Origin of the sequence: Frigoribacterium sp. CFBP 8766, assembly GCF_014841435.1 — a bacterium.
GTDB lineage: Bacteria > Actinomycetota > Actinomycetes > Actinomycetales > Microbacteriaceae > Frigoribacterium.
The window spans coordinates 652,973-671,891 of record NZ_JACYTX010000002.1 but is presented as its reverse complement, the minus strand read 5'-3'; the positions used below and the strand labels follow the sequence as shown (position 1 = coordinate 671,891).

The following is an 18,919-nucleotide window of genomic DNA, read 5'->3' as shown; positions in this document are numbered from 1 at the left end:
CCCTCGGACGCAGGAGGCGGGGGCCGCGTCCGGTGCTCCGCCCCCGTCGCACTCGGGTACCGTAGGGGGATGCTGTGCGCGCCACCGTGCGCGCAGCCTGAAGATCTGAACAGTGGAGGCCCTCAGTGGACATCGACCTGAGCGTGCTGCGTCTCATGGAACGCGAGCGCGAGATCCCCTTCGAGGAACTCGTGGGCATCATCGAGCAGGCCATCCTCACGGCCTACCTCAAGCACACCGACCAGCCCGAGAGCCGCGTCCCGGCGGCCCGGGTCGAGCTCGACCGCAAGACCGGGCACGTGTCCGTCTTCGCCATCGAGCGCGATGAAGAAGGCGAGGTCGTCGGCGAGTCCGTCGACAGCCCCAGCGACTTCGGCCGCATCGCCGCCTTCGCGGCCAAGCAGGTGATCAACCAGCGCCTGCGCGACATCGGCGACGACAAGGTCCTCGGCCAGTTCAAGGGGCGTGAGGGCGACATCGTCGCCGGCGTCATCCAGCAGGGACCGAACCCCCGCATGGTGCACGTCGACCTCGGCACGATCGAGGCCATCCTGCCCCCCGAGGAGCAGGTGCCCGGCGAGAAGTACGACCACGGCACGCGCATCCGCGTCTATGTGACGGGCGTCAGCAAGGGCACGAAGGGGCCGCAGATCACCGTCTCGCGGACGCACCCCTCGCTCGTCCGCAAGCTCTTCGCGCTCGAGGTCCCCGAGATCGCCAGCGGCGTCGTCGAGATCGTCTCCCTGGCCCGTGAGGCCGGGCACCGCACCAAGATCGCGGTGCGCGCGACCGAGCCCGGCGTCAACGCCAAGGGTGCCTGCATCGGCGAGATGGGCGCGCGCGTCCGCGCCGTCCAGACCGAGCTGGGCGACGAGAAGATCGACATCGTCGACTACTCGAGCGACCTGCCCGTCTTCGTCGCCAGCGCGCTGTCGCCGGCCAAGGTGTCGTCGGCCTTCGTCATCGACCAGGCGACGAAGGCCGTCCGGGCCCTGGTGCCCGACTACCAGCTCTCGCTCGCCATCGGCAAGGAGGGGCAGAACGCCCGTCTCGCCGCGAAGCTCACGGGCGCGCGCATCGACATCCAGCCCGACTCGATCCTCGAGGACTAGGTCTGGATGTCGATGCGCGCGCCGGGTCGACGACGCGCCAGCGTCGGCGGCCCGGTCCTGTGCCTGACCCATCCAGCCCGATTCGATCCTCGAGGACGACTGACCGGTCGGGATGCCGGGGGCGGGCGGTGCACCACGCCGTTCGCCCCCGACGTCTCCCGTCCGCCCACCCGAGGGGGTAGAGTGGTACCCGTAAGAACGTGCATCGGTACTCGAGCGCGCGCTCCACGGTCCTCACTCGTGAGGGTCGTCGCCCGTGACGGACGCCTGGTGGTCGACGAGACCGCCACGCTGCCCGGGCGGGGCGCGTGGTTGACGCCTTCGATGGACGCGTTCGAGTCGGCAGTGAAACGCAGGGCCTTCCGCCGTGCGCTCCGCCTCGACTCCGAGCCCGACACCGAGCAGCTCCGCGACCACCTGATGCGGCTGCAGACCGATGTGCACACCCCGAGTTCCACCACGACCACTGGCCACGACAGAACAGGCTGACAGGCACATGGACAACTAATGAGCGGCTCGAAATGAGACCCGTCCAGAACTGACGGCTCCCTCCTGACCGGGAAGGGGCCCGAGACAGGAGAACTGTGGCTAAACCACGCGTACACGAGATCGCCAGCGAGCTGGGGATCGACAGCAAGACAGCACTAGAGAAGCTCAAGGAGATGGGCGAGTTCGTCAAGGGACCGTCCTCCAGCGTCGAGCCCCCCGTGGCCCGCAAGCTGCGCCAGGCGTTCGCCGGCGCCGCTGCCGCGCCCAAGGCCGGCGCCGCACCTGCCGCGAGCCCGAAGGCGTCGGCTCCCGCCGCCTCCTCCGCACCGAAGCCCGGCGGGCCCCGTCCTGCCGCACCCAAGCCTCCCGTCGCCGAGCAGCCCGCTGCTCCCGTCGAGGCCCCGGCTGCCGCTGACGACACGGAGGCGGCACCTGCCCCCGTCGCGCCGCTCACCGTCGCCGAGCGCCAGGCCAAGGCCGAGGCCGAGCGTGCCGCGGCCGCGGCCGCCAAGGAGTCGGGCACGGCTCCCGCCGAGTCCGACGCTCCCGCCGAGGCCGGCGCGTCCGCGCCGAAGCCCGGCGGTCCCCGTCCCGGCGCCCCCCGCCCCGGCAACAACCCCTTCGCCAGCAACCAGGGCATGGGCCGCCCGAGCGCGCCCCGTCCCGGCGGCTCCGGCGCCGCGACCAGCATGCCCCGCCCCGGCGGAGCAGCAGGGCCGCGCCCGATGGCTCCCCGTCCCGGCGCTCCTCGTCCGGGCGCTCCGCGTCCCGGCGTCGGCGCCAGCCCCCGCCCCAACGGCTTCGGCCAGCGCCCCGCGGGTGCCGGCGGTCGTCCCGGCGGTGCCGGCGGCGGCTTCCAGCGTCCCGGCGGCGGTGCTCCCGGCGCGGCCGGCGGCTTCCGTCCCGGCTTCGGCGCTCCCCGCCCTGCGGGCGGCGGCGGCGGTGGCCGTGGTCGCGGCCCCGGCGGCGGCACGGCCGGCGCGTTCGGTCGCGGCGGCGGCAAGAGCAAGGCACGCAAGTCGAAGCGGACGAAGAGGGCCGAGTTCGAGATGCGCTCCGCCCCGTCGCTGGGCGGCGTCAGCGTCCCCCGCGGCGACGGCAGCACGATCGTCCGCCTGCGTCGCGGCGCGTCCATCAGCGACTTCGCCGACAAGATCGACGCCAGCCCCGGCAACCTGGTGACCGTCCTCTTCCACCTGGGAGAGATGGCGACCGCCACGGAGTCGCTCGACGACGCCACGTTCCAGGTCCTGGGCGAGGAGCTCGGCTACCGCATCCTCGTCGTCTCTCCCGAGGACGAGGACAAGGAGCTGCTCGAGGGCTTCGACATCGACCTCGAGCAGGAGCTCGAGGACGAGGACGAGGCCGTGCTGCAGGTCCGTCCGCCCGTCGTCACGGTCATGGGCCACGTCGACCACGGAAAGACCCGACTGCTCGACGCCATCCGCAACGCCAACGTCGTCGCCGGCGAGGCGGGCGGCATCACGCAGCACATCGGTGCCTACCAGGTCTGGGCGCCCCACGAGGGCGTCGAGCGCGCCATCACCTTCATCGACACCCCGGGCCACGAGGCGTTCACCGCCATGCGTGCCCGTGGTGCGCAGGTCACCGACATCGCGATCCTCGTGGTCGCGGCGGACGACGGGATCATGCCGCAGACGGTCGAGGCGCTGAACCACGCCCAGGCCGCCAACGTGCCGATCGTCGTCGCGGTCAACAAGATCGACAAGGAGGGCGCGAACCCGGCCAAGGTGCGTCAGCAGCTGACCGAGTACGGCCTCGTCGCCGAGGAGTACGGCGGAGACGTGATGTTCGTCGACGTGTCCGCACGCGACAACAAGAACATCGACGCGCTCCTCGAGGCCGTCCTCCTCACGGCCGACGCCGGTCTCGACCTGCGGGCGAACCCGGACAAGGACGCTCGCGGAGTCGCCATCGAGGCACGCCTCGACAAGGGCCGCGGCGCCGTCGCGACCGTGCTCATCCAGTCGGGCACCCTGCGGGTGGGCGACGCGATCGTCGCGGGAACGGCCTACGGCCGAGTCCGCGCGATGATGGACGAGAACGGCGACACCGTCGACGAGGCCTTCCCGAGCCGTCCCGTGCTCGTGCAGGGGCTCTCGAGCGTTCCCCGTGCCGGCGACACCTTCCTCGTCACCGAGGAGGACCGCACGGCCCGTCAGATCGCCGAGAAGCGCGAGGCCGTCGAGCGCAACGCGTCGCTGGCCAAGGCCCGCAAGCGCATCTCGCTCGAGGACTTCACCCGTGCTCTCGAAGAGGGCAAGGTCGAGGCGCTCAACATCATCATCAAGGGCGACGTGTCGGGTGCCGTCGAGGCGCTCGAGGAGTCGTTGCTCAAGATCGAGGTGGACGACAGCGTGCAGCTGCGCATCATCCACCGCGGCGTGGGCGCCGTCACCGAGAGCGACGTCAACCTGGCGACCGTCGACAACGCGGTCATCATCGGGTTCAACGTCCGACCGGACACGAAGGCCCGCGAGCGTGCTGCCCGAGAGGGCGTCGACGTGCGCTTCTACTCGGTCATCTACGCCGCGCTCGAGGACATCGAGAACTCGCTCACGGGCATGCTCAAGCCCGAGTTCGAGGAGAAGCAGTCCGGTGTCGCCGAGATCCGCGAGATCTTCCGCTCGTCGAAGGTCGGCAACATCGCCGGTGTCATCGTGCGGTCGGGAACGATCACGCGGAACGCCCGTGCCCGTGTCATCCGCGAAGGCGTGGTGGTCGGCGACAACCTCGCCATCGACTCGCTGCGTCGCTTCAAGGACGACGTCACCGAGGTGCGGACGGACTTCGAGGCCGGCATCGGCCTCGGCAAGTTCAACGACATCCAGATCGGCGACGAGATCGAGACCATCGAGATGGTCGAGAAGCCGCGGGGCTGACGCCCGGCGACGCATCGTCAGAGGCCCCGCCACGACCACGGTCGGGGCGGGGCCTCACCCCTCTCGCCTGCGGGCGAACAGCAGAAGGAGCAAGGAATGGTCGACGCACAGCGCGCCCGCAAGATGGCCGACCGCATCCACGAGATCGTGGCGCGGCGGCTCGAGCGCGGCATCAAGGACCCGCGCCTCGGGTTCGTCACCATCACCGACGTCAAGGTGACGGGCGACCTACAGCACGCGTCCGTGTTCTACACGGTCTACGGCACCGACGAGGAGCGCAGCGACACCGGCGCCGCCCTCAAGTCCGCCACCGGCATGCTGCGCAGCGAGGTGGGCAAGAACATCACGGCCCGACTGACCCCGAGCCTCGAGTTCATCCTCGACGCCCTGCCCGAGAACGCGGCGTCCATCGACCGCCTCCTGCAGGAGGCGCGCCAGCGCGACCAGGACAGCCAGACCGTCGCGGCCACGGCCGAGTACGCCGGCGACGCCGACCCCTACGTCAAGCCCCGCGACGAGGACGACTTCGACGACGAGGACGACGACCTCGACGACGACGAGGTCGTGCCCGTCGTCGACGAGGCCGACGTCGAGTCGGGCGCCGTCGACGACGGCACGGTGGAGCCGGACGGCTCGACCCGCTGAGCTGGCCCTGCCGCCTAGCTCGGCAGCGACCAGCCCTCGTCGGCCGATCCCGTGACCAGCCCGTCACGGAGGAGGCCGGCGAGGGCTCTGTCGCGCTGCTCCGCGTCGGGCCACACGCGGGCCACCTCGTCGCCCGTGACCGGCACGTCGCTCGCCCGGAGCTCGGCCATGACCAGCCCGCGCACCTGGCGGTCGGACCCGGCGAAGGCGGCCTGGCGGCGCAGGGGAGGGCCGGCGTGCTCCGGCCGGCCGGCCAGCACCCACGCGCACTGCGCGACCAGCGGGCACTCGTCGCAGCGCGGCGACCGCGCGGTGCAGACGAGCGCGCCGAGCTCCATCACCGCGGCGCTGGTCACCCGGGCCTCGGCGACGTCTGTCGGGAGCTGCGACTCCATCGCCGGCAGGTCGCGGCGCGCGTTCGGCGCCCAGGGCTCGGCCAGGCCCTCGACGGCGCGCGCGAGCACCCGGCGCACGTTCGTGTCGACGACCGGGTGCCGGTGGCCGTAGGCGAACACCGCCACGGCCCGGGCGGTGTAGTCGCCCACGCCCGGCAGGGCCAGCAGCTCCGGCACGGTCTCGGGCACGACGCCGCCGTGCCGCTCGGTGATGACGACGGAGGCGGCGTGCAGGGCGAGCGCGCGGCGCGGGTACCCGAGGCGGTCCCACGCGCGCACCGCCTCCGAGGCGGGGGAGGTCGCGAGGTCCGCCGGCGTCGGCCAGCGCTCCAGCCACTGCTCCAGCCGGGGGACGACCCGCACGACCGGTGTCTGCTGCAGCATGACCTCGCTGACGAGGGTGCCCCAGGCGGTGAAGCCCGGGCGGCGCCAGGGCAGGTCGCGCCCGTGCTCGCGGAACCACGACGAGACGGCGGGGGCGATGGTCACGGGACGATCCTACGGGCGCTCGGACCGCTGTAGGCGGCCCGGCCTAGGGTGACCGCATGACGACTCGTTGGGCCCCCGCCAAGAAGGACACGCTGCGCGCTCTCGCGACCGAGATCCTGCACAACTACTCGAGGGGCCGGGCGTTCGTCGCCGTCGACGGCCCCGCGGGTGCCGGTCAGTCGGCCTTCGCCGACGACCTCGCGGCCGCTCTCGTCGAGGCGGGCCACGCGGCCTTCCGGGCGTCGGTCGCCGACTTCGGCAGGCCCCGGGGCGAGGGAGGCGCGGTGGCGGACGGCGAGCCCGCCCCGGTCGACGGGGCGCTCCTGCGCCGCGTCCTCGTGGAGCCGTTCCGGCTGGGTGGCAGCACCGCGTGGGTACCGGCGGCGTTCGACAGCGCCTCGCAGCGCGAGGTCGAGCCGCGCTGGGTGACGGGCCCCGACGACGCCCTCCTCGTCGTCGACGGCGAGGCGCTCGGGCGCCCCGAGCTCGCCGGGCTCTGGAACTACACGGTCTGGGTCACGCCGGGCGGCGGCCGCGGCGGCCTGCGGGCCGTCGCCACGGCCGTGGTCGACGTCGCCGACCCCGAGCACCCGCGCCGCGTGTTCGACGACGCGTGCTGAGCGTCGGCCCGGGCACGGTGCGGTAGCGTCGTCGCGTGAACAGCGGCATCCTCCTCGTCGACAAGCCGCAGGGCATCACCAGCCACGACGTGGTCGCCCGCGTCCGCAAGGCCGCCGGCACCCGCAAGGTCGGCCACGCGGGCACGCTCGATCCCCTCGCCACCGGCCTGCTCGTCCTCGGCCTCGACTCGTCGACCAGGCTCCTCACGTTCCTCGTCGGGCTGGACAAGACGTACGAGGCGACTATCCGGCTGGGCGTCTCCACCGCCTCCGACGACTGCGAGGGCGAGGTCACGGCCACCGCCGACGCGTCGGGCGTGGCCGACGCCGCGGTGGACGCCGGCATCGCCGACCTCACCGGGCCGATCAGCCAGGTGCCGACCACGGTCAGCGCCATCAAGGTGGGCGGTCGTCGTGCCTACGACCTGGCCCGCGAGGGCGTCGAGGTCGAGCTGGCGGCGCGCGACGTGGTCGTCTCCGAGTTCGTCGTGCTCGATCGGCGTGACGGCGTCGCCGACGGCGTGGCTGTCCGCGACCTCGACGTGCGGGTCAGCTGCTCGTCGGGCACCTACGTCCGGGCCCTCGCCCGCGACCTCGGCGCCGCGCTGGGCGTCGGCGGCCACCTCACCGCGCTGCGGCGCACCCGGGTCGGCTCGTTCGACGTCGCCGACGCCGCGGTGCTCGAGGGCATCGAGGTCGCGCCGGCCCTCCTCGCTCCCTCGGCCGTCGCCTCCTCGCTGTTCCCCGTCTGGTCGATGACGGCCGACGAGGCGACCGACCTCGGCCACGGCAAGCGGCCCGCGACCGGCCGCGCCGACACCGAGGGCCCCGTGGCCGCGGTCACCGCCTCGGGCGACCTCGCCGGGCTGGTCTCGGTGCGTGGCGGCCGTGCCGTGCCGATCGTCAACTTCCCGACCGACGAGGTGCGCGCGTGATCGAGTGGTTCACCTGGGCCCAGGTGATCGTGGCCTGCGTCGCCGGGCTGGTCTGCCTGGTGGCCGGCTTCTCGGGCAAGCTGCCGAACGACATCACGGTCGGCGCCACGGCGCTCGTGCTGCTGCTGCTGCTCGTGCAGCTGGTGGTCGCGATCGTCGCGCCGTTCGCGGGCAACCCGCCGACGGGCAACGTCGTCGAGTTCTACATCTACCTCGTCTCGGCGATCCTGCTGCCGCCGCTCGCCGTCGTCTGGGCGCTCGTCGACCGCACCCGGTGGAGCAACCTCGTGCTCGCGGCGGCCGTCTTCGCCGTCGCGGTCATGGTCTACCGCATGCTGCAGATCTGGACCGTCCAGGTCGCGTGAGGGCCGCCTCCTGCGTCCTGGCGCCGGTCCACAGGCGCGCGCCATATCCTTGTCGGTGATGGTCACTCAGAAGTCTTCTCGTGCGGTCGGCGTCGGCCGGGTCCTCATCGCGGTGTACGCGGTGCTCGCCCTGGCGGCGACCGGCCGGTCCGTGTTCCAGATCCTCGAGCAGTTCGACGAGGCGCCGCTCGCGTACACGCTGAGCGCCCTCGCCGCCGTGGTCTACATCGTCGCCACCGTGTCGTTGATCCGCCGTGGACGCACCTCGTACGCCGTCGCCTGGGCGACCATCTCGTTCGAGCTCGCGGGCGTGCTGATCGTCGGCCTGGTGACCGTGCTCGACCCGGAGCTGTTCCCCGACGACACCGTGTGGTCGTGGTTCGGGCGCGGCTACGGCTTCGTCCCGCTCGTCCTGCCCGTGCTGGGCATCCTCTGGCTGCTCCGCTCCCGGCCCGCCGTCGCCGCCGAGGCGGACGCCGCCGACCGGACGGAGTAGCTCCCGTGCAGTTCTGGGACGCCCTCGCCGACGTGCCTGCCGACCTCGGCCCGACCGCGGTGACGATCGGCAAGTTCGACGGCGTGCACGTGGGGCACCGCGCCGTCATCGACCTGCTCGAGCAGGTCGCGGCCGAGCGCGGCCTCACCTCGGCCGTCGTGACCTTCGACCGGCACCCCCTCGCCGTGCTGCGGCCGGGCTCCGTGCCGCGGTCGCTCGTGAGCAACCGCCAGAAGCGCGAGCTGCTCGAGGCCGCCGGGGTGGCGGCGACCCTCATGCTCACCTTCGACGACGAGCTCCGCAGCCTCACGCCTGCGCAGTTCGTCGACCGGATCCTCGTCGGCGCCCTGCACGCCCGCGTCGTCTTCGTCGGCGACGACTTCCGCTTCGGGGTGCGGGGCAGCGGCACGGTCGACACCCTGCGCGAGCTCGGCGCCGAGCGGGGGCTCGAGGTCGTGTCGATCGACGACGTCCGTCTCGGGGGCGGGCGCCGCGCCTCCTCGACCTGGATCCGGGAGCTGCTCGAGGCCGGCGACGTCGCGCGCGCCGGCGAGCTGCTCGGCCGGGAGCCGGCCGTCCGCGGGATCGTCGTGCACGGCGAGCAGCGCGGGCGCGAGCTCGGCTTCCCGACGGCCAACCTCGCGCCCGACAGCGAGGGCTACGTCCCGGCCGACGGCGTCTATGCGGCCCGGGTGCTGGTCGGCGACACGACCTATCCCGCCGCCGTCTCGGTGGGGCACAACCCGACCTTCGACGGCGTGCCCGAGAAGCAGGTCGAGGCCCACCTGCTCGACGTCTCGATGGACCTCTACGGCCAGGAGCTGACGGTGATGTTCGTCGACTGGGTCCGCGGCAACGTGGCCTTCGAGGGCATCGACGCGCTGATCGAGCACATCCGGGCCGACGTCGTCCGCACGCGCGAGGTCCTCGGCCTGTCCTGAGACCGGCGGCGTACCGTCGTCGACATGCCTGCTGAGAACGACCCGACGACGACTGCGCCTCCCGAGGCGCCCGTGGCCACCGACGTCACCCGCGACACGGACCAGGCGGTCTCCCGCCGCCGCGTGCTCGTGACCGGGGCCACCGGGTACATCGGTGGACGGCTCACCCCGCGCCTCGTCGAGGCGGGCGCCGACGTCCGCGTGCTCGTCCGCTCGCCCGAGAAGCTCGTCGACGTGCCGTGGGCCGACGACGTCGAGGTCGTGCAGGGCGACCTCACCGACCGCGAGTCCGTCCGCGTCGCCCTCGACGGCGTCGAGGTGGCGTACTACCTCGCCCACGCCATGGGCAGCAAGGGCGACTTCGAGCGGGCCGAGGCCGAGGCCGCCCACGTGTTCGCCGACGCCGCCCGCGACGCCGGCGTCAGCCGCATCGTGTACCTCGGGGGCCTGCACCCCGACGGGGAGCTGTCGAAGCACCTCCGCAGCCGCCGCGACGTGGGCGACGTGCTCCTGGCGAGCGGCGTGCCCACCGTGGCCCTCCAGGCCGGGGTCGTGATCGGGTCCGGCTCCGCGTCCTTCGAGATGATCCGCCACCTCACCGACGTGCTGCCCTACATGCCCGCGCCGAAGTGGGTCCGCAACCACATCCAGCCGATCGCCGTCCGCGACGTGCTGCACTACCTGATCGGCTCGGCCGACGTGCCCGCCGACGTCAACCGGACCTTCGACATCGGCGGGCCGGACGTCCTCCGGTACGGCCAGATGATGAACGGCTACGCGCTGGAGGCGGGCCTGGCGCAGCGCCCGATCGCCTCCCTGCCCGTCTTCACGCCCTGGCTCGCCTCGCAGTGGGTGAACCTCGTCACGCCGATCCCGCGCGCCCTCGCGATCCCGATCATCGCCTCCCTGCAGTACGACTGCGTGGTGAGCGAGAGCGACATCGACGACGTCGTGCCACCGCCCGCCGAGGGGCTCCTGCGCTACCGGGCCGCCGTGCGGCTGGCCCTGCAGCGCGAGAAGGACGGCGAGGTCGAGACGAGCTGGCAGGACTCGTCGGTCGCCGGCGCCCCCAGCGACCTGCTGCCGAGCGATCCCGACTGGTCGGGTCACACGGTCTACACCGACGACCGCGAGACCGACTCGACCGCGTCGCCGGAGGCGCTCTGGCGCGTCGTCGAGGGCATCGGCGGGGAGAACGGCTGGTACTCGTTCCCGCTCGCCTGGGCCGCGCGCGGCTGGATGGACCGGCTCGTCGGGGGAGTGGGGCTCCGTCGCGGGCGGCGCAGCGCCACGTCGCTCCGGGTCGGCGACGCGCTCGACTGGTGGCGCGTCGAGACGCTCGAGCGAGGCCGGCTTCTGCGACTGCGCGCCGAGATGAAGGCGCCGGGCGGGGCATGGCTCGAGATGCGCGTCACCCCGCGCGAGGGCGGTGGCTCGCACTACCGTCAGCGCGCCGTGTTCTTCCCGCACGGGCTCGGCGGCCGGCTGTACTGGTTCGCCATCCTGCCGTTCCACGGGGTGATCTTCAGCGGCATGCTCCGCCGGATCACGGCGACCGCTGCCCGCGACGCCTCGGGGTCGACCGGCAGTGCTGGTGCTGGCTCCGGCTCCGGCGAGGCTGTCGGGGCCGGGGCCGGCGCGGCCCGGTCGTGACGCTCGCGGCCGTCCTGGCGGTCACGCCGCCGCCGCTCTACCCCGCGGAGGCCGGTGCGGGTTCTCCGGTGCCCCTCTGGCTCGGCGTGGCCTTCGGGGTGCTCGTGGTCGTGGTCTCGTTCGTCGTGCTGCTGCCGAGCGTCCGACACGCGCTCGACCGGATCGCCGCCCGGCGGCCGCGGCGCTTCCTCCGCTGAGCCGGGGCCCGGGTCGTGCGCAGCCGGCGAGCGGTACGCTTCCCCGAGACGACACGCCGGGGGCCGTCCGGCCCCTCGGCACATCGACACCACCCGGAGGTACCCATGGCGCACGGCGAGAGACTGGTCTTCGTCGGAGACAGCACGACGGCAGGCGGCGACTGGTCGGCCTGGTTCCCGGACGACGACGTCGTCGCCCTGGGCCGTGACGGCGACACCACGGCGAGCCTGACGGAGCGCCTCGACGAGGTCGTGGCGGCACGTCCCGACTCCGTCGTGCTCCTCATCGGCAACGAGGACTTCATCGCTCGGCGCACCGTGGAGCAGGTCGTCCGCGGCGTCGAGTCGCTCATGGTGACGATGCGTCGCGAGCTGCCGGGCACGCGCCTGCTGCTGCAGTCGATCCTGCCGCGCACCGCCGACCAGGCGCCGCGCATCCAGGACGCCAACCGCCACCTCCGCCAGTTCTCGTCGACGGTCCGGGCCCAGTGGCTCGACCTGTGGCCGGCACTGGCCGACGAGTCGGGCGAGGCGCTCCGCCCCGAGTTCACGACCGACGGCGTGCACCTGAGCGACGAGGGCTACCGTGCCTGGGTCGCCGAGCTCCTGCCCGGGCTGGAGCGCCTCCGCGGCGAGCCGCCGATGAGCCGGCCGCTCACGGTGCTGCACGTCCCCTACGACATCGACTGAGGGCCGCCGCTCGGCCTCGACGCCCCCTCGACGACCCGTCGTCCCGGGGGCGTCGCCGCGTCCAGGGTGCGTCACGACGCCCGTCGCTAGGCTCTCCCGGGCACGATCGTGCCCGACATCGACGAGAGGCGGCTCCGTGCCCACGCCCCAGGCCCCCGATTTCCTCCGCCCGGCCCTCGCGCCCGGCCTGCTCGGCGCCGTCGTGCTCACGGTGGGGGCCTTCCTGCTCGACTCCGGCACCTTCACCGTCGTGCGCTACGTGGTCGCCATCCTCGCCCTGATCATGGCGGTCTTCGCCTGGCGCGGGCGGGCCTGGTGGGCGGTCGCGCTGCTGGGCGCGATCGCGGTCCTCTGGAACCCGGTCGTCGTCGTGCCCCTCAGCGGTCAGCCCTGGGCCGCGATGCAGTTCGCCGCAGCGGTCGTCTTCATCGTCGCGGGCGTCCGCACGAAGGTGCCGAACGCCGAGGCGGGCCGGGGCGCCGGAGGCGGTCGTCCCGCCCCCGGACGGCGTCGCTGACCGCCCTGCACGCCGCATCCTCCGCCACCCGCCAGCACCCCTGCACGCGGCCCGCTCCGCGGACCGCTAAATTGGGTGTCGACGTGCACGAGCCTGCCCGAGGCGAGCACAGGGAGTTGAGCCTAGATGGTCACCGAGATCACCGGAACGACGGAGAGTCCGCTCCTGACGCCCCGTCCCCGAGCCGGTGGTCTGGACCGCGACGACGTCGTGGTCCGCAAGGGCCAGTTCACGCTCCTCAACGGCCACCTCACCCCGCAGCAGTCGATGATCGAGGACCTGCTCTTCATCCGTCGGGTGCTCGACGAGGCCGAGGTCCCCTTCTTGCTGGTCCGGGGCAACGACGTCCGTCCCGTCATCGCCGTCGACACGGTCCACCGCGACGCCTTCGCCGAGGCGATGACCGTGGCGGCCGCGACCGAGCCCTTCTACGCCAAGCCCCCCAAGGGCCAGGCCGTGCTCGTGTCCGAGGGCGGCCTGCTCGACGACGACGAGCGGATCTTCCGCCTCTACCGTCCGCGCGTCGAGCCCATCGGGCGCCTGCGCTACGGCGCCGGCACCGCGGTCCAGGTCGAGTTCTGGATCCTCACGGACGATCAGATCCTCGTCCCGGTCGAGAACGCGCTCATGCGCACCGACCTGCCGCGCTCCGAGGCCGTGGAGGAGACCGTCGAGCGCTACGGCATGCAGTGGCCCACGCTCGCCCACATGTTCGACGACCACGCCACCGACATCACGTTCGACGTCGACATCGTCTTCTCGTGGGTCGACGGCAACTCCGTCGAGTACCAGCGCGCCCGAGCAGCCCGCGCGAACGGCCACGTGGTGGGCGAGGGCGACGACGCCCCCGCGCGGTTCCGTCAGATCGACGAGCTCAAGTACGCGCTCCGCTCGGTCTACATGTTCGCGCCGTGGGTGCGGAACATCTACATCGCGACCGACTCGCCCGTGCCCGAGTGGCTCGGCGACCACCCCCGGGTCCGCGTCGTCCGCAGCGAGGAGTTCTTCTCCGACCTCTCCTGGCTGCCGACCCACAACTCGCAGGCCGTCGAGTCGCAGCTGCACCACATCGAGGGGCTCAGCGAGCACTTCCTCTACTCGAACGACGACATGTTCTTCGGCCGTCCCGTTGCGCCGTCGATGTTCTTCTCGCCCGGCTCGGTGTCGAAGTTCATCGAGGCCGACACCCGGATCGGCCTCGGGCTGAACAACCCCGAGCGCAGCGGCTTCGAGAACGCCGCCCGAGTCAACCGTCGCCTCCTGCAGCAGCGCTTCGGGCGGGTCACGACGCGTCACCTCGAGCACACCGCCGCGCCGCTCCGCCGCAGCGTGCTGTTCGAGATGGAGCACGAGTTCGCCGACGACTTCGCCGCCACGGGCGCCAGCCCGTTCCGCGCGAAGGAGAACATCTCGGTCACCAACTCGCTGTACCACTACTACACGCTGATGACCGGCCGGGCGATCGTGCAGGAGAACGCGAAGGTGAGCTACGTCGACACCACGATGGTCTCCGGTCTCGCGTCGCTGTCCGAGGTGCTGAAGAAGCGCTCGTTCGACTTCTTCTGCCTGAACGACGGCAGCTTCCCCGAGGTGACCGACGAGGAGCGCACCGACACGGTGACCGACTTCCTCGAGCGCTACTTCCCGTTCGCGGCGCCGTGGGAGCAGGCCGAGATGGACCGGGTCGCGCGCGAGGCCGCCGAGCAGGAGCGACGCACGCTGCGTGCCGGCGGCCCGCAGGGCAGCATCGAGTCCTAGGAGGCGCCGGTCGCGCCGGCGGGACCGCCGACGTCGTCCCGGCGCCGACCGCCTCCCCGGAGCTCGCCCGCCGCGGTGAACCGGGCGCCCGGCTCGTCCGAGAGCCCGGCGTCGATCCTGCCGCGCATCTCATCGCTGATCGGCGGGAGCGCGTCCCGGGGGAACCACCGCGCCTCCGTGTTCTCTCCGTCGGCCGGGGCGGGCTCGCCCGAGACCCAGCGCAGGGCGAAGGTGTGGTCGAGGTAGCTCGCCTGGTCGCCGTTCGGGTAGGTGACGACCCCGGTGACCCCGACGGCCGCGAGACGGACGGGCTCGGCCGTCACGTCCGCCTCCTCGAGCACCTCGCGGGCGGCCGCGTCGGCAGGGTGCTCGCCCGGGTCGACGATGCCCGTGACCGGCGTCCACGCCCCGGTGTCCGAGCGGCGGACCATGAGCACGTCGTCGCCCTTCGTCACCACGGCGGTGACGCCCGACAACCAGAGCGGGGCGGTGCCGACGGCCTCGCGGAGGGACAGGACGAAGTCGGGGGCGGCCATGCGGAGAGCCTAGCGAGGCACCCGGCGGCCCCACCCGGCGGCCTCCCCGGGTCGCCGCCCTAGGCTGGCCCGGTGCACGAGGACCAGGTGAGGCGGGGCCGCGACGTGCGCGGCATCCGCGACATGGCGGGGGAGGCCCTGCTGCTCGGCGCGGGCGGACGTGCCATCCTGCTCCAGCTCGCGAGCCCGGGCGTCGGCCACGGCGTGGCCGAGCACAGCGACTTCGTCGACCGGCCGCTGCAGCGTCTGCACGGCACGATGACCTACCTCTACGCGATCGTCTACGGCAGCGAGGAGGAGTCCGCGGCGGTGCGCCGTCTCGTGGACCGGGCGCACGCGCCGGTCCGGAGCGACGCCTCCTCGTCCGTGGCCTACGACGCGCACGACCCGCAGCTGCAGCTCTGGGTCGCCGCGACGCTCTACGACTCGGCGATCGACCTGTACGAGCGCGTCTACGGCCCCGTCGCGGCGTCCGAGGCGGTCTACCGCGACTACGAGCGGGTGGGGACCGCGCTGCAGCTGCCCCCGGGGGCCTGGCCCGCCGACCGGGCGACCTTCCGCGCCTGGTGGGACGCGCGTCTCGACGAGCTCGTCGTCGACGACGTCACGCGCGACGTGGCGCACCAGCTGCTGCACCCGCGGGCCGTGCCCCTGGCGCTGCGGCTCGCCATGCCGCTCGCCCGGCTCGTGACCACCGGGCTGCTGCCGGATCGCCTGCGCGAGGCGTTCCGGCTCCCGTGGGGGCCCGTCCGGGCCCGCGCGTTCGGCGCGGTGCTGCTGCTCTGCCGCCTCGTCGTGCCGTGGCTGCCGGCTCGCCTGCGGCACGTCCTCCGCGACCACTACCTGCGCCGACTCCGCGCCTACCTCGCCCGCGGCTAAACCGGACGAGACGGCTACGGGGCCGCCCGAGAGGGCCGGCGGCCTGCGCTGGTCCCGCCGGTCGGCGTACCCCGACGAGTCTCGTTCGGGGTACGTCTCGTGGTAGACAAGTCACGCCCTCCCGCTGTCGGCCCCGTGCCGTGCCGCCCCGTGACGTCGTCGTCCGGTCGGGTGCACGCCGACGTGCACCCGGGCGAGCAGGAGGCGCGGACCGTTCGTCGAGGAGGACAACGCCCCCATGCCCCACCCGATCACCCCCGCCCCGGGACGACGTCAGGGTCGTTCCCCGTCACCTGCTCGCTCCCGCCCGCACGGCCGTCGCATCGCCGCGGCCCTCACCGCCCTCGCGGTCGCCGTCGGCGGAGGCGCCCTCACGGGCCTCGCCGCCGTGCCGGCCCAGGCCGCTCCCGCCCCGGGGGTCGGCGTCCCGGCTCCGGACACGGGCCTGTCGGCGCTCGTGAACCCCTTCGTCGGCACCGAGAGCGAGGGCAACGCGTTCCCCGGCGCGACGGCGCCGTTCGGCATGGTCCAGCTGAGCCCCGACAACACGTCCTCCTACGCCTCGACGTCGTACAGCAAGGACGCCGGCGAGGTCTGGGGCTTCAGCCACCAGCACGTCAACAGCGCCGGCTGCCCCGCGGCGGGGGAGGTGCTCGTCACCCCGAGCGCGGGCGACGTGCCCGTCACCGAGCGGACGGCGATCGCCCTGAAGGACCAGGCGACCACCGAGCAGGCCTCGGCCGGGTACTACACGGCGCTCCTCGCCGACGACGTCGAGGTCGAGCTCACCGCGTCGACACGCGTCGGCGAGCACCGCTACACGTTCCCCGAGGGCGCCACGGGCTCCGTCTCGGTCAACGTGGGTCAGACCCTCCGTGACGCCGGCGCCAGCAGCGTCACGTGGGTCGACGACCGCACCGTCGAGGGCTGGGTCGACAACGGCGGCTTCTGCGGCGGCACCGACGACTCCGTCCGGTACTTCTTCAGCGCCGAGTTCGACCGTCCCGCCGCGACGCACGGCACGTGGGGGACGGACGGCACCTTCGTGCCTGCGTCCGAGGCGAGCGCCGTCGACGTCGGCCTGAACGGCGCGGCCGCGACGTTCGACACGACGACCGACCGGACGGTCGAGCTGAGCGTGGGCGTCTCGTTCGTCGACCTCGACGGAGCGCGGGGCAACCGCGTCGCCGAGACCGCCGTCGACGGCGAGCGTCTCGGCTTCGACGCCGTGCGCGCCTCGACCGCCGCGGAGTGGGACGACGCGCTCGGCCGCTTCGACGTGACGACCGAGACGGAGGAGCAGCTGCGGGTCTTCTACACCCAGCTCTACAAGAGCCTCCTGTCCCCGACCATCGGCAGCGACGTCGACGGCCGCTACCTCGGGATGGACCTGCAGCAGCACGTCGCCGACGGATGGACCTACTACCAGCGCTTCTCCCTCTGGGACACGTACCGCACGCAGGCGACCCTCCACGCCCTCTTCGAGCACGACCGGGCGGAGGACGTGGTGCGGTCGATGCACCGAGCGAGGATCGAGGGCGTCTGGCTGCCCCGGTGGTCGCTCGGCGCGCTCGAGACGAACATCATGGCCGGCGACCCGGTGTCGCCCTGGCTGGCGGAGAACTTCGCCCTGGGCTCGGTGCCGGACGACATCCACGACGAGCTCTGGGGCTTCCTGACGGAGAACGCGACCACTGCGCCCCCGGCGGACGTCGTCTCCGTGGGTCGCCAGAGCGTCGAGTTCTACCTCGCGAACGGGCACGTGCCCTGGTACGCCGAGAACGGCGGCGGCCTCGGCGGGCAGTTCGAGGAGTACCGCCACGGCGGCTCGGCGACGATGGAGTTCGCCCTCGCGGACGCGGCGATCGGCGCGGCCGCGCAGCGCCTCGCCAAGGACGACGAGGCGGCGCCGTTCCTCGAGCGGGGACGCAACTGGCGCACGCTGTGGAACCCCGACGTCGAGCTGACGGGCGGCTTCACCGGCATCGTCAACGCCGTCGGCCCGGACGGCACCTTCAACTCGGCGCCCGAGCTCGCCGAGGTGCAGGAGTCCGGGTTCCACGAGGGCACGCCCTGGCACTACCAGTGGATGGCCCCGCAGGACGTCCCTGGCCTCGTCGACGCCATGGGCGGTCGTGAGGCGTTCCTCGCGCGCCTCGACCAGTACGTCGACCTGCCGGCCCTGCGTGCCGCGCCGGGTGTCTCGCCGGCGAGCTGGGCCGAGGGCGGCAGCGACTACTACTCGAGCATCGGCTACAACCCGGGCAACGAGCCCATGCTGGTCGACCCGTGGCTCTACGACTTCGTCGGCGAGCCCGCGAAGGTCAACGACGTGCTGGCCGCCAACCTCAACCGGTTCCCGGACACGCCCGGCGGAGGCGTCGGCAACGACGACCTCGGCACGCTCTCGTCCTGGTACGTGCTGGCCTCCCTCGGGATGATGCCGGTCGAGCCCGGCTCGGGCATCATGGCCGTCAACGCACCGCGGGTGCTGGCGGCGACGATCACGCTCGACGACGGCGCGCAGGTCTCGGTGTCCGCGCCCGCCGCCTCCGGCGACTCGCCCCGCTACGTCCGCGGGCTCAGCGTCGACGGCGTGCCGCAGACGCGCACCTGGTTCGACGCGACCGACCTGCAGGACGGCGCCGAGCTGGCCTTCGACCTCGCCTCGTCGCCCGAGGGCCTCACCTGGGGCACCGGGCCGGACGACGCCGTCCCGAGCGTGTCGGCCCCCGACCAGGCCGAGCTCGCCCTCGCCCCGATCGACGGGCAGCCCGTGTCGGCCGAGGTGGGCAGCGCGGTCGAGCTGCGGCTCGCCCGTGCGTCGCTGACCCCGGTGACGCCGGCGTTCCCGGTGTCGTCGGGCGTCACCCCGACGCCGGCCGTGCTCGCGACCGGGGCGACCGCGATGGAGGCGCAGGTCGAGTGGGACGACGGCGTCGCCGCCCCGGCCACGGTCGTCCCCGACGGCGACACCTGGCTCGTGACGACGACCCGGGCCTTCGACACGATCGGCGTGCGCACGGCGACGGTGACGGTGTCGAGCGCGGCGGACCTGCCGCCGTTCGCGCCCGTGCCCTTCGCCCCGGCCTCGATCGCCGTGCCCGTGTCGGTCGCGGCCGCCCCGGTGCTGCCCGGTGACCCGCCGGGCGGCGGGGGAGACGGCGCCGGTCAGGGAGCAGGCACCTCGCCCGGGTCCTCGGGCGACGGGACCGCCTCCGACGGCTCGTCGTCGGCCATCGCCGACCGCGGAGCCCTCGCCTTCACGGGAGCCGGCCCCCTCGGGGCGCTCGTGGCGG

The 18,919-nt window shown here is 73.2% G+C and carries 18 protein-coding genes; 16 read left to right on the top strand and 2 right to left on the bottom strand.

From position 1 onward, the window contains the following. The first annotated feature begins 125 nt into the window (after positions 1-125). From nusA to rbfA, 4 genes are all read left to right on the top strand, one after another. Positions 126-1,112, top strand: coding sequence for a transcription termination factor NusA (gene nusA, locus IFT90_RS08930; RefSeq protein ID WP_192041874.1), 987 nt, complete (start codon positions 126-128; stop codon positions 1,110-1,112). Between the two features lie 6 nt (positions 1,113-1,118). Next, positions 1,119-1,601, top strand: a complete 483-nt coding sequence (locus tag IFT90_RS08925) for a YlxR family protein (RefSeq protein WP_371740904.1) — start codon at positions 1,119-1,121, stop codon at positions 1,599-1,601. A 95-nt stretch (positions 1,602-1,696) separates the two neighbouring features. Continuing rightward, positions 1,697-4,504, top strand: coding sequence for a translation initiation factor IF-2 (infB, locus tag IFT90_RS08920; RefSeq protein WP_192041873.1), 2,808 nt, complete (start codon positions 1,697-1,699; stop codon positions 4,502-4,504). Positions 4,505-4,600: 96 nt separating this feature from the next. Then, positions 4,601-5,149: a 30S ribosome-binding factor RbfA gene (gene rbfA, locus IFT90_RS08915; RefSeq protein ID WP_192041872.1), complete on the top strand. Its 549-nt coding sequence runs from the start codon at positions 4,601-4,603 to the stop codon at positions 5,147-5,149. A gap of 14 nt (positions 5,150-5,163) precedes the next feature. On the opposite strand, the gene IFT90_RS08910 is transcribed toward rbfA, so the two are convergent. Further along, positions 5,164-6,033 (bottom strand): A/G-specific adenine glycosylase, encoded by an 870-nt coding sequence (locus IFT90_RS08910; RefSeq protein WP_192041871.1) that lies wholly within the window; start codon positions 6,031-6,033, stop codon positions 5,164-5,166. Positions 6,034-6,089: 56 nt separating this feature from the next. Between IFT90_RS08910 and IFT90_RS08905 the strand changes: the two genes are divergently transcribed. The 10 genes from IFT90_RS08905 (at position 6,090) to IFT90_RS08860 (ending at position 14,205) form a co-directional block, all read left to right on the top strand. Then, positions 6,090-6,653 carry a hypothetical protein gene (locus IFT90_RS08905; protein ID WP_192041870.1) on the top strand — a complete coding sequence of 188 codons (564 nt, stop codon included), beginning with the start codon at positions 6,090-6,092 and terminating at the stop codon, positions 6,651-6,653. A gap of 35 nt (positions 6,654-6,688) precedes the next feature. Then, entirely contained in the window at positions 6,689-7,588 is a 900-nt protein-coding gene (truB, locus tag IFT90_RS08900) for a tRNA pseudouridine(55) synthase TruB (protein ID WP_192041869.1), read from the top strand. After that, on the top strand, positions 7,585-7,953 hold the full coding sequence (locus tag IFT90_RS08895) for a hypothetical protein (protein ID WP_133737651.1): 369 nt from the start codon (positions 7,585-7,587) through the stop codon (positions 7,951-7,953). Before truB ends, IFT90_RS08895 begins: the two co-directional genes overlap by 4 nt. Positions 7,954-8,011: 58 nt before the next feature. Further along, positions 8,012-8,449 (top strand): hypothetical protein, encoded by a 438-nt coding sequence (locus tag IFT90_RS08890; protein ID WP_123546244.1) that lies wholly within the window; start codon positions 8,012-8,014, stop codon positions 8,447-8,449. 5 nt (positions 8,450-8,454) lie between these two features. After that, positions 8,455-9,390: a bifunctional riboflavin kinase/FAD synthetase gene (locus IFT90_RS08885; RefSeq protein ID WP_192041868.1), complete on the top strand. Its 936-nt coding sequence runs from the start codon at positions 8,455-8,457 to the stop codon at positions 9,388-9,390. A 24-nt stretch (positions 9,391-9,414) separates the two neighbouring features. After that, positions 9,415-11,043, top strand: a complete 1,629-nt coding sequence (locus tag IFT90_RS08880) for an SDR family oxidoreductase (RefSeq protein WP_192041867.1) — start codon at positions 9,415-9,417, stop codon at positions 11,041-11,043. After that, on the top strand, positions 11,040-11,240 hold the full coding sequence (locus IFT90_RS08875; protein WP_192041866.1) for a hypothetical protein: 201 nt from the start codon (positions 11,040-11,042) through the stop codon (positions 11,238-11,240). The genes IFT90_RS08880 and IFT90_RS08875 overlap by 4 nt, the downstream gene beginning before the upstream one ends. Positions 11,241-11,345: 105 nt before the next feature. Beyond that, complete coding sequence (locus tag IFT90_RS08870; RefSeq protein WP_192041865.1) at positions 11,346-11,930, top strand: GDSL-type esterase/lipase family protein; 585 nt, start codon at positions 11,346-11,348, stop codon at positions 11,928-11,930. Between the two features lie 136 nt (positions 11,931-12,066). After that, entirely contained in the window at positions 12,067-12,447 is a 381-nt protein-coding gene (locus IFT90_RS08865) for a DUF6804 family protein (protein WP_123546233.1), read from the top strand. 126 nt (positions 12,448-12,573) lie between these two features. Then, positions 12,574-14,205, top strand: coding sequence for a stealth conserved region 3 domain-containing protein (locus IFT90_RS08860; protein WP_192041864.1), 1,632 nt, complete (start codon positions 12,574-12,576; stop codon positions 14,203-14,205). On the opposite strand, the gene IFT90_RS08855 is transcribed toward IFT90_RS08860, so the two are convergent. Next, on the bottom strand, positions 14,202-14,741 hold the full coding sequence (locus IFT90_RS08855) for an NUDIX domain-containing protein (protein ID WP_192041863.1): 540 nt from the start codon (positions 14,739-14,741) through the stop codon (positions 14,202-14,204). The two genes, IFT90_RS08860 and IFT90_RS08855, sit on opposite strands and share 4 nt — an antisense overlap. A 72-nt stretch (positions 14,742-14,813) precedes the next feature. On the opposite strand from IFT90_RS08855, the gene IFT90_RS08850 reads away from it, so the two are divergent. Together IFT90_RS08850 and IFT90_RS08845 are read left to right on the top strand one after the other, a co-directional pair. After that, the gene (locus tag IFT90_RS08850) at positions 14,814-15,620 is read left to right on the top strand and encodes an oxygenase MpaB family protein (protein WP_371740903.1); all 807 of its coding nucleotides are present in this window, start codon (positions 14,814-14,816) and stop codon (positions 15,618-15,620) included. 238 nt (positions 15,621-15,858) lie between these two features. Continuing rightward, positions 15,859-18,919 (top strand): GH92 family glycosyl hydrolase (locus IFT90_RS08845; RefSeq protein WP_192041862.1); only part of this gene is annotated, 3,061 nt, incomplete at its 3' end.

What these genes read in the sequence shown, in the direction of transcription:
- IFT90_RS08905 (WP_192041870.1), top strand. Translation starts at nt 6,090, where the DNA reads ATGACGACTCGTTGGGCCCCCGCCAAGAAGGACACGCTGCGCGCTCTC.
- IFT90_RS08870 (WP_192041865.1), top strand. Translation starts at nt 11,346, where the DNA reads ATGGCGCACGGCGAGAGACTGGTCTTCGTCGGAGACAGCACGACGGCA.
- IFT90_RS08860 (WP_192041864.1), top strand. Translation starts at nt 12,574, where the DNA reads ATGGTCACCGAGATCACCGGAACGACGGAGAGTCCGCTCCTGACGCCC.
- IFT90_RS08880 (WP_192041867.1), top strand. Translation starts at nt 9,415, where the DNA reads ATGCCTGCTGAGAACGACCCGACGACGACTGCGCCTCCCGAGGCGCCC.
- IFT90_RS08925 (WP_371740904.1), top strand. Translation starts at nt 1,119, where the DNA reads ATGTCGATGCGCGCGCCGGGTCGACGACGCGCCAGCGTCGGCGGCCCG.
- rbfA (WP_192041872.1), top strand. Translation starts at nt 4,601, where the DNA reads ATGGTCGACGCACAGCGCGCCCGCAAGATGGCCGACCGCATCCACGAG.
- IFT90_RS08855 (WP_192041863.1), bottom strand. Translation starts at nt 14,741, where the DNA reads ATGGCCGCCCCCGACTTCGTCCTGTCCCTCCGCGAGGCCGTCGGCACC.
- IFT90_RS08890 (WP_123546244.1), top strand. Translation starts at nt 8,012, where the DNA reads ATGGTCACTCAGAAGTCTTCTCGTGCGGTCGGCGTCGGCCGGGTCCTC.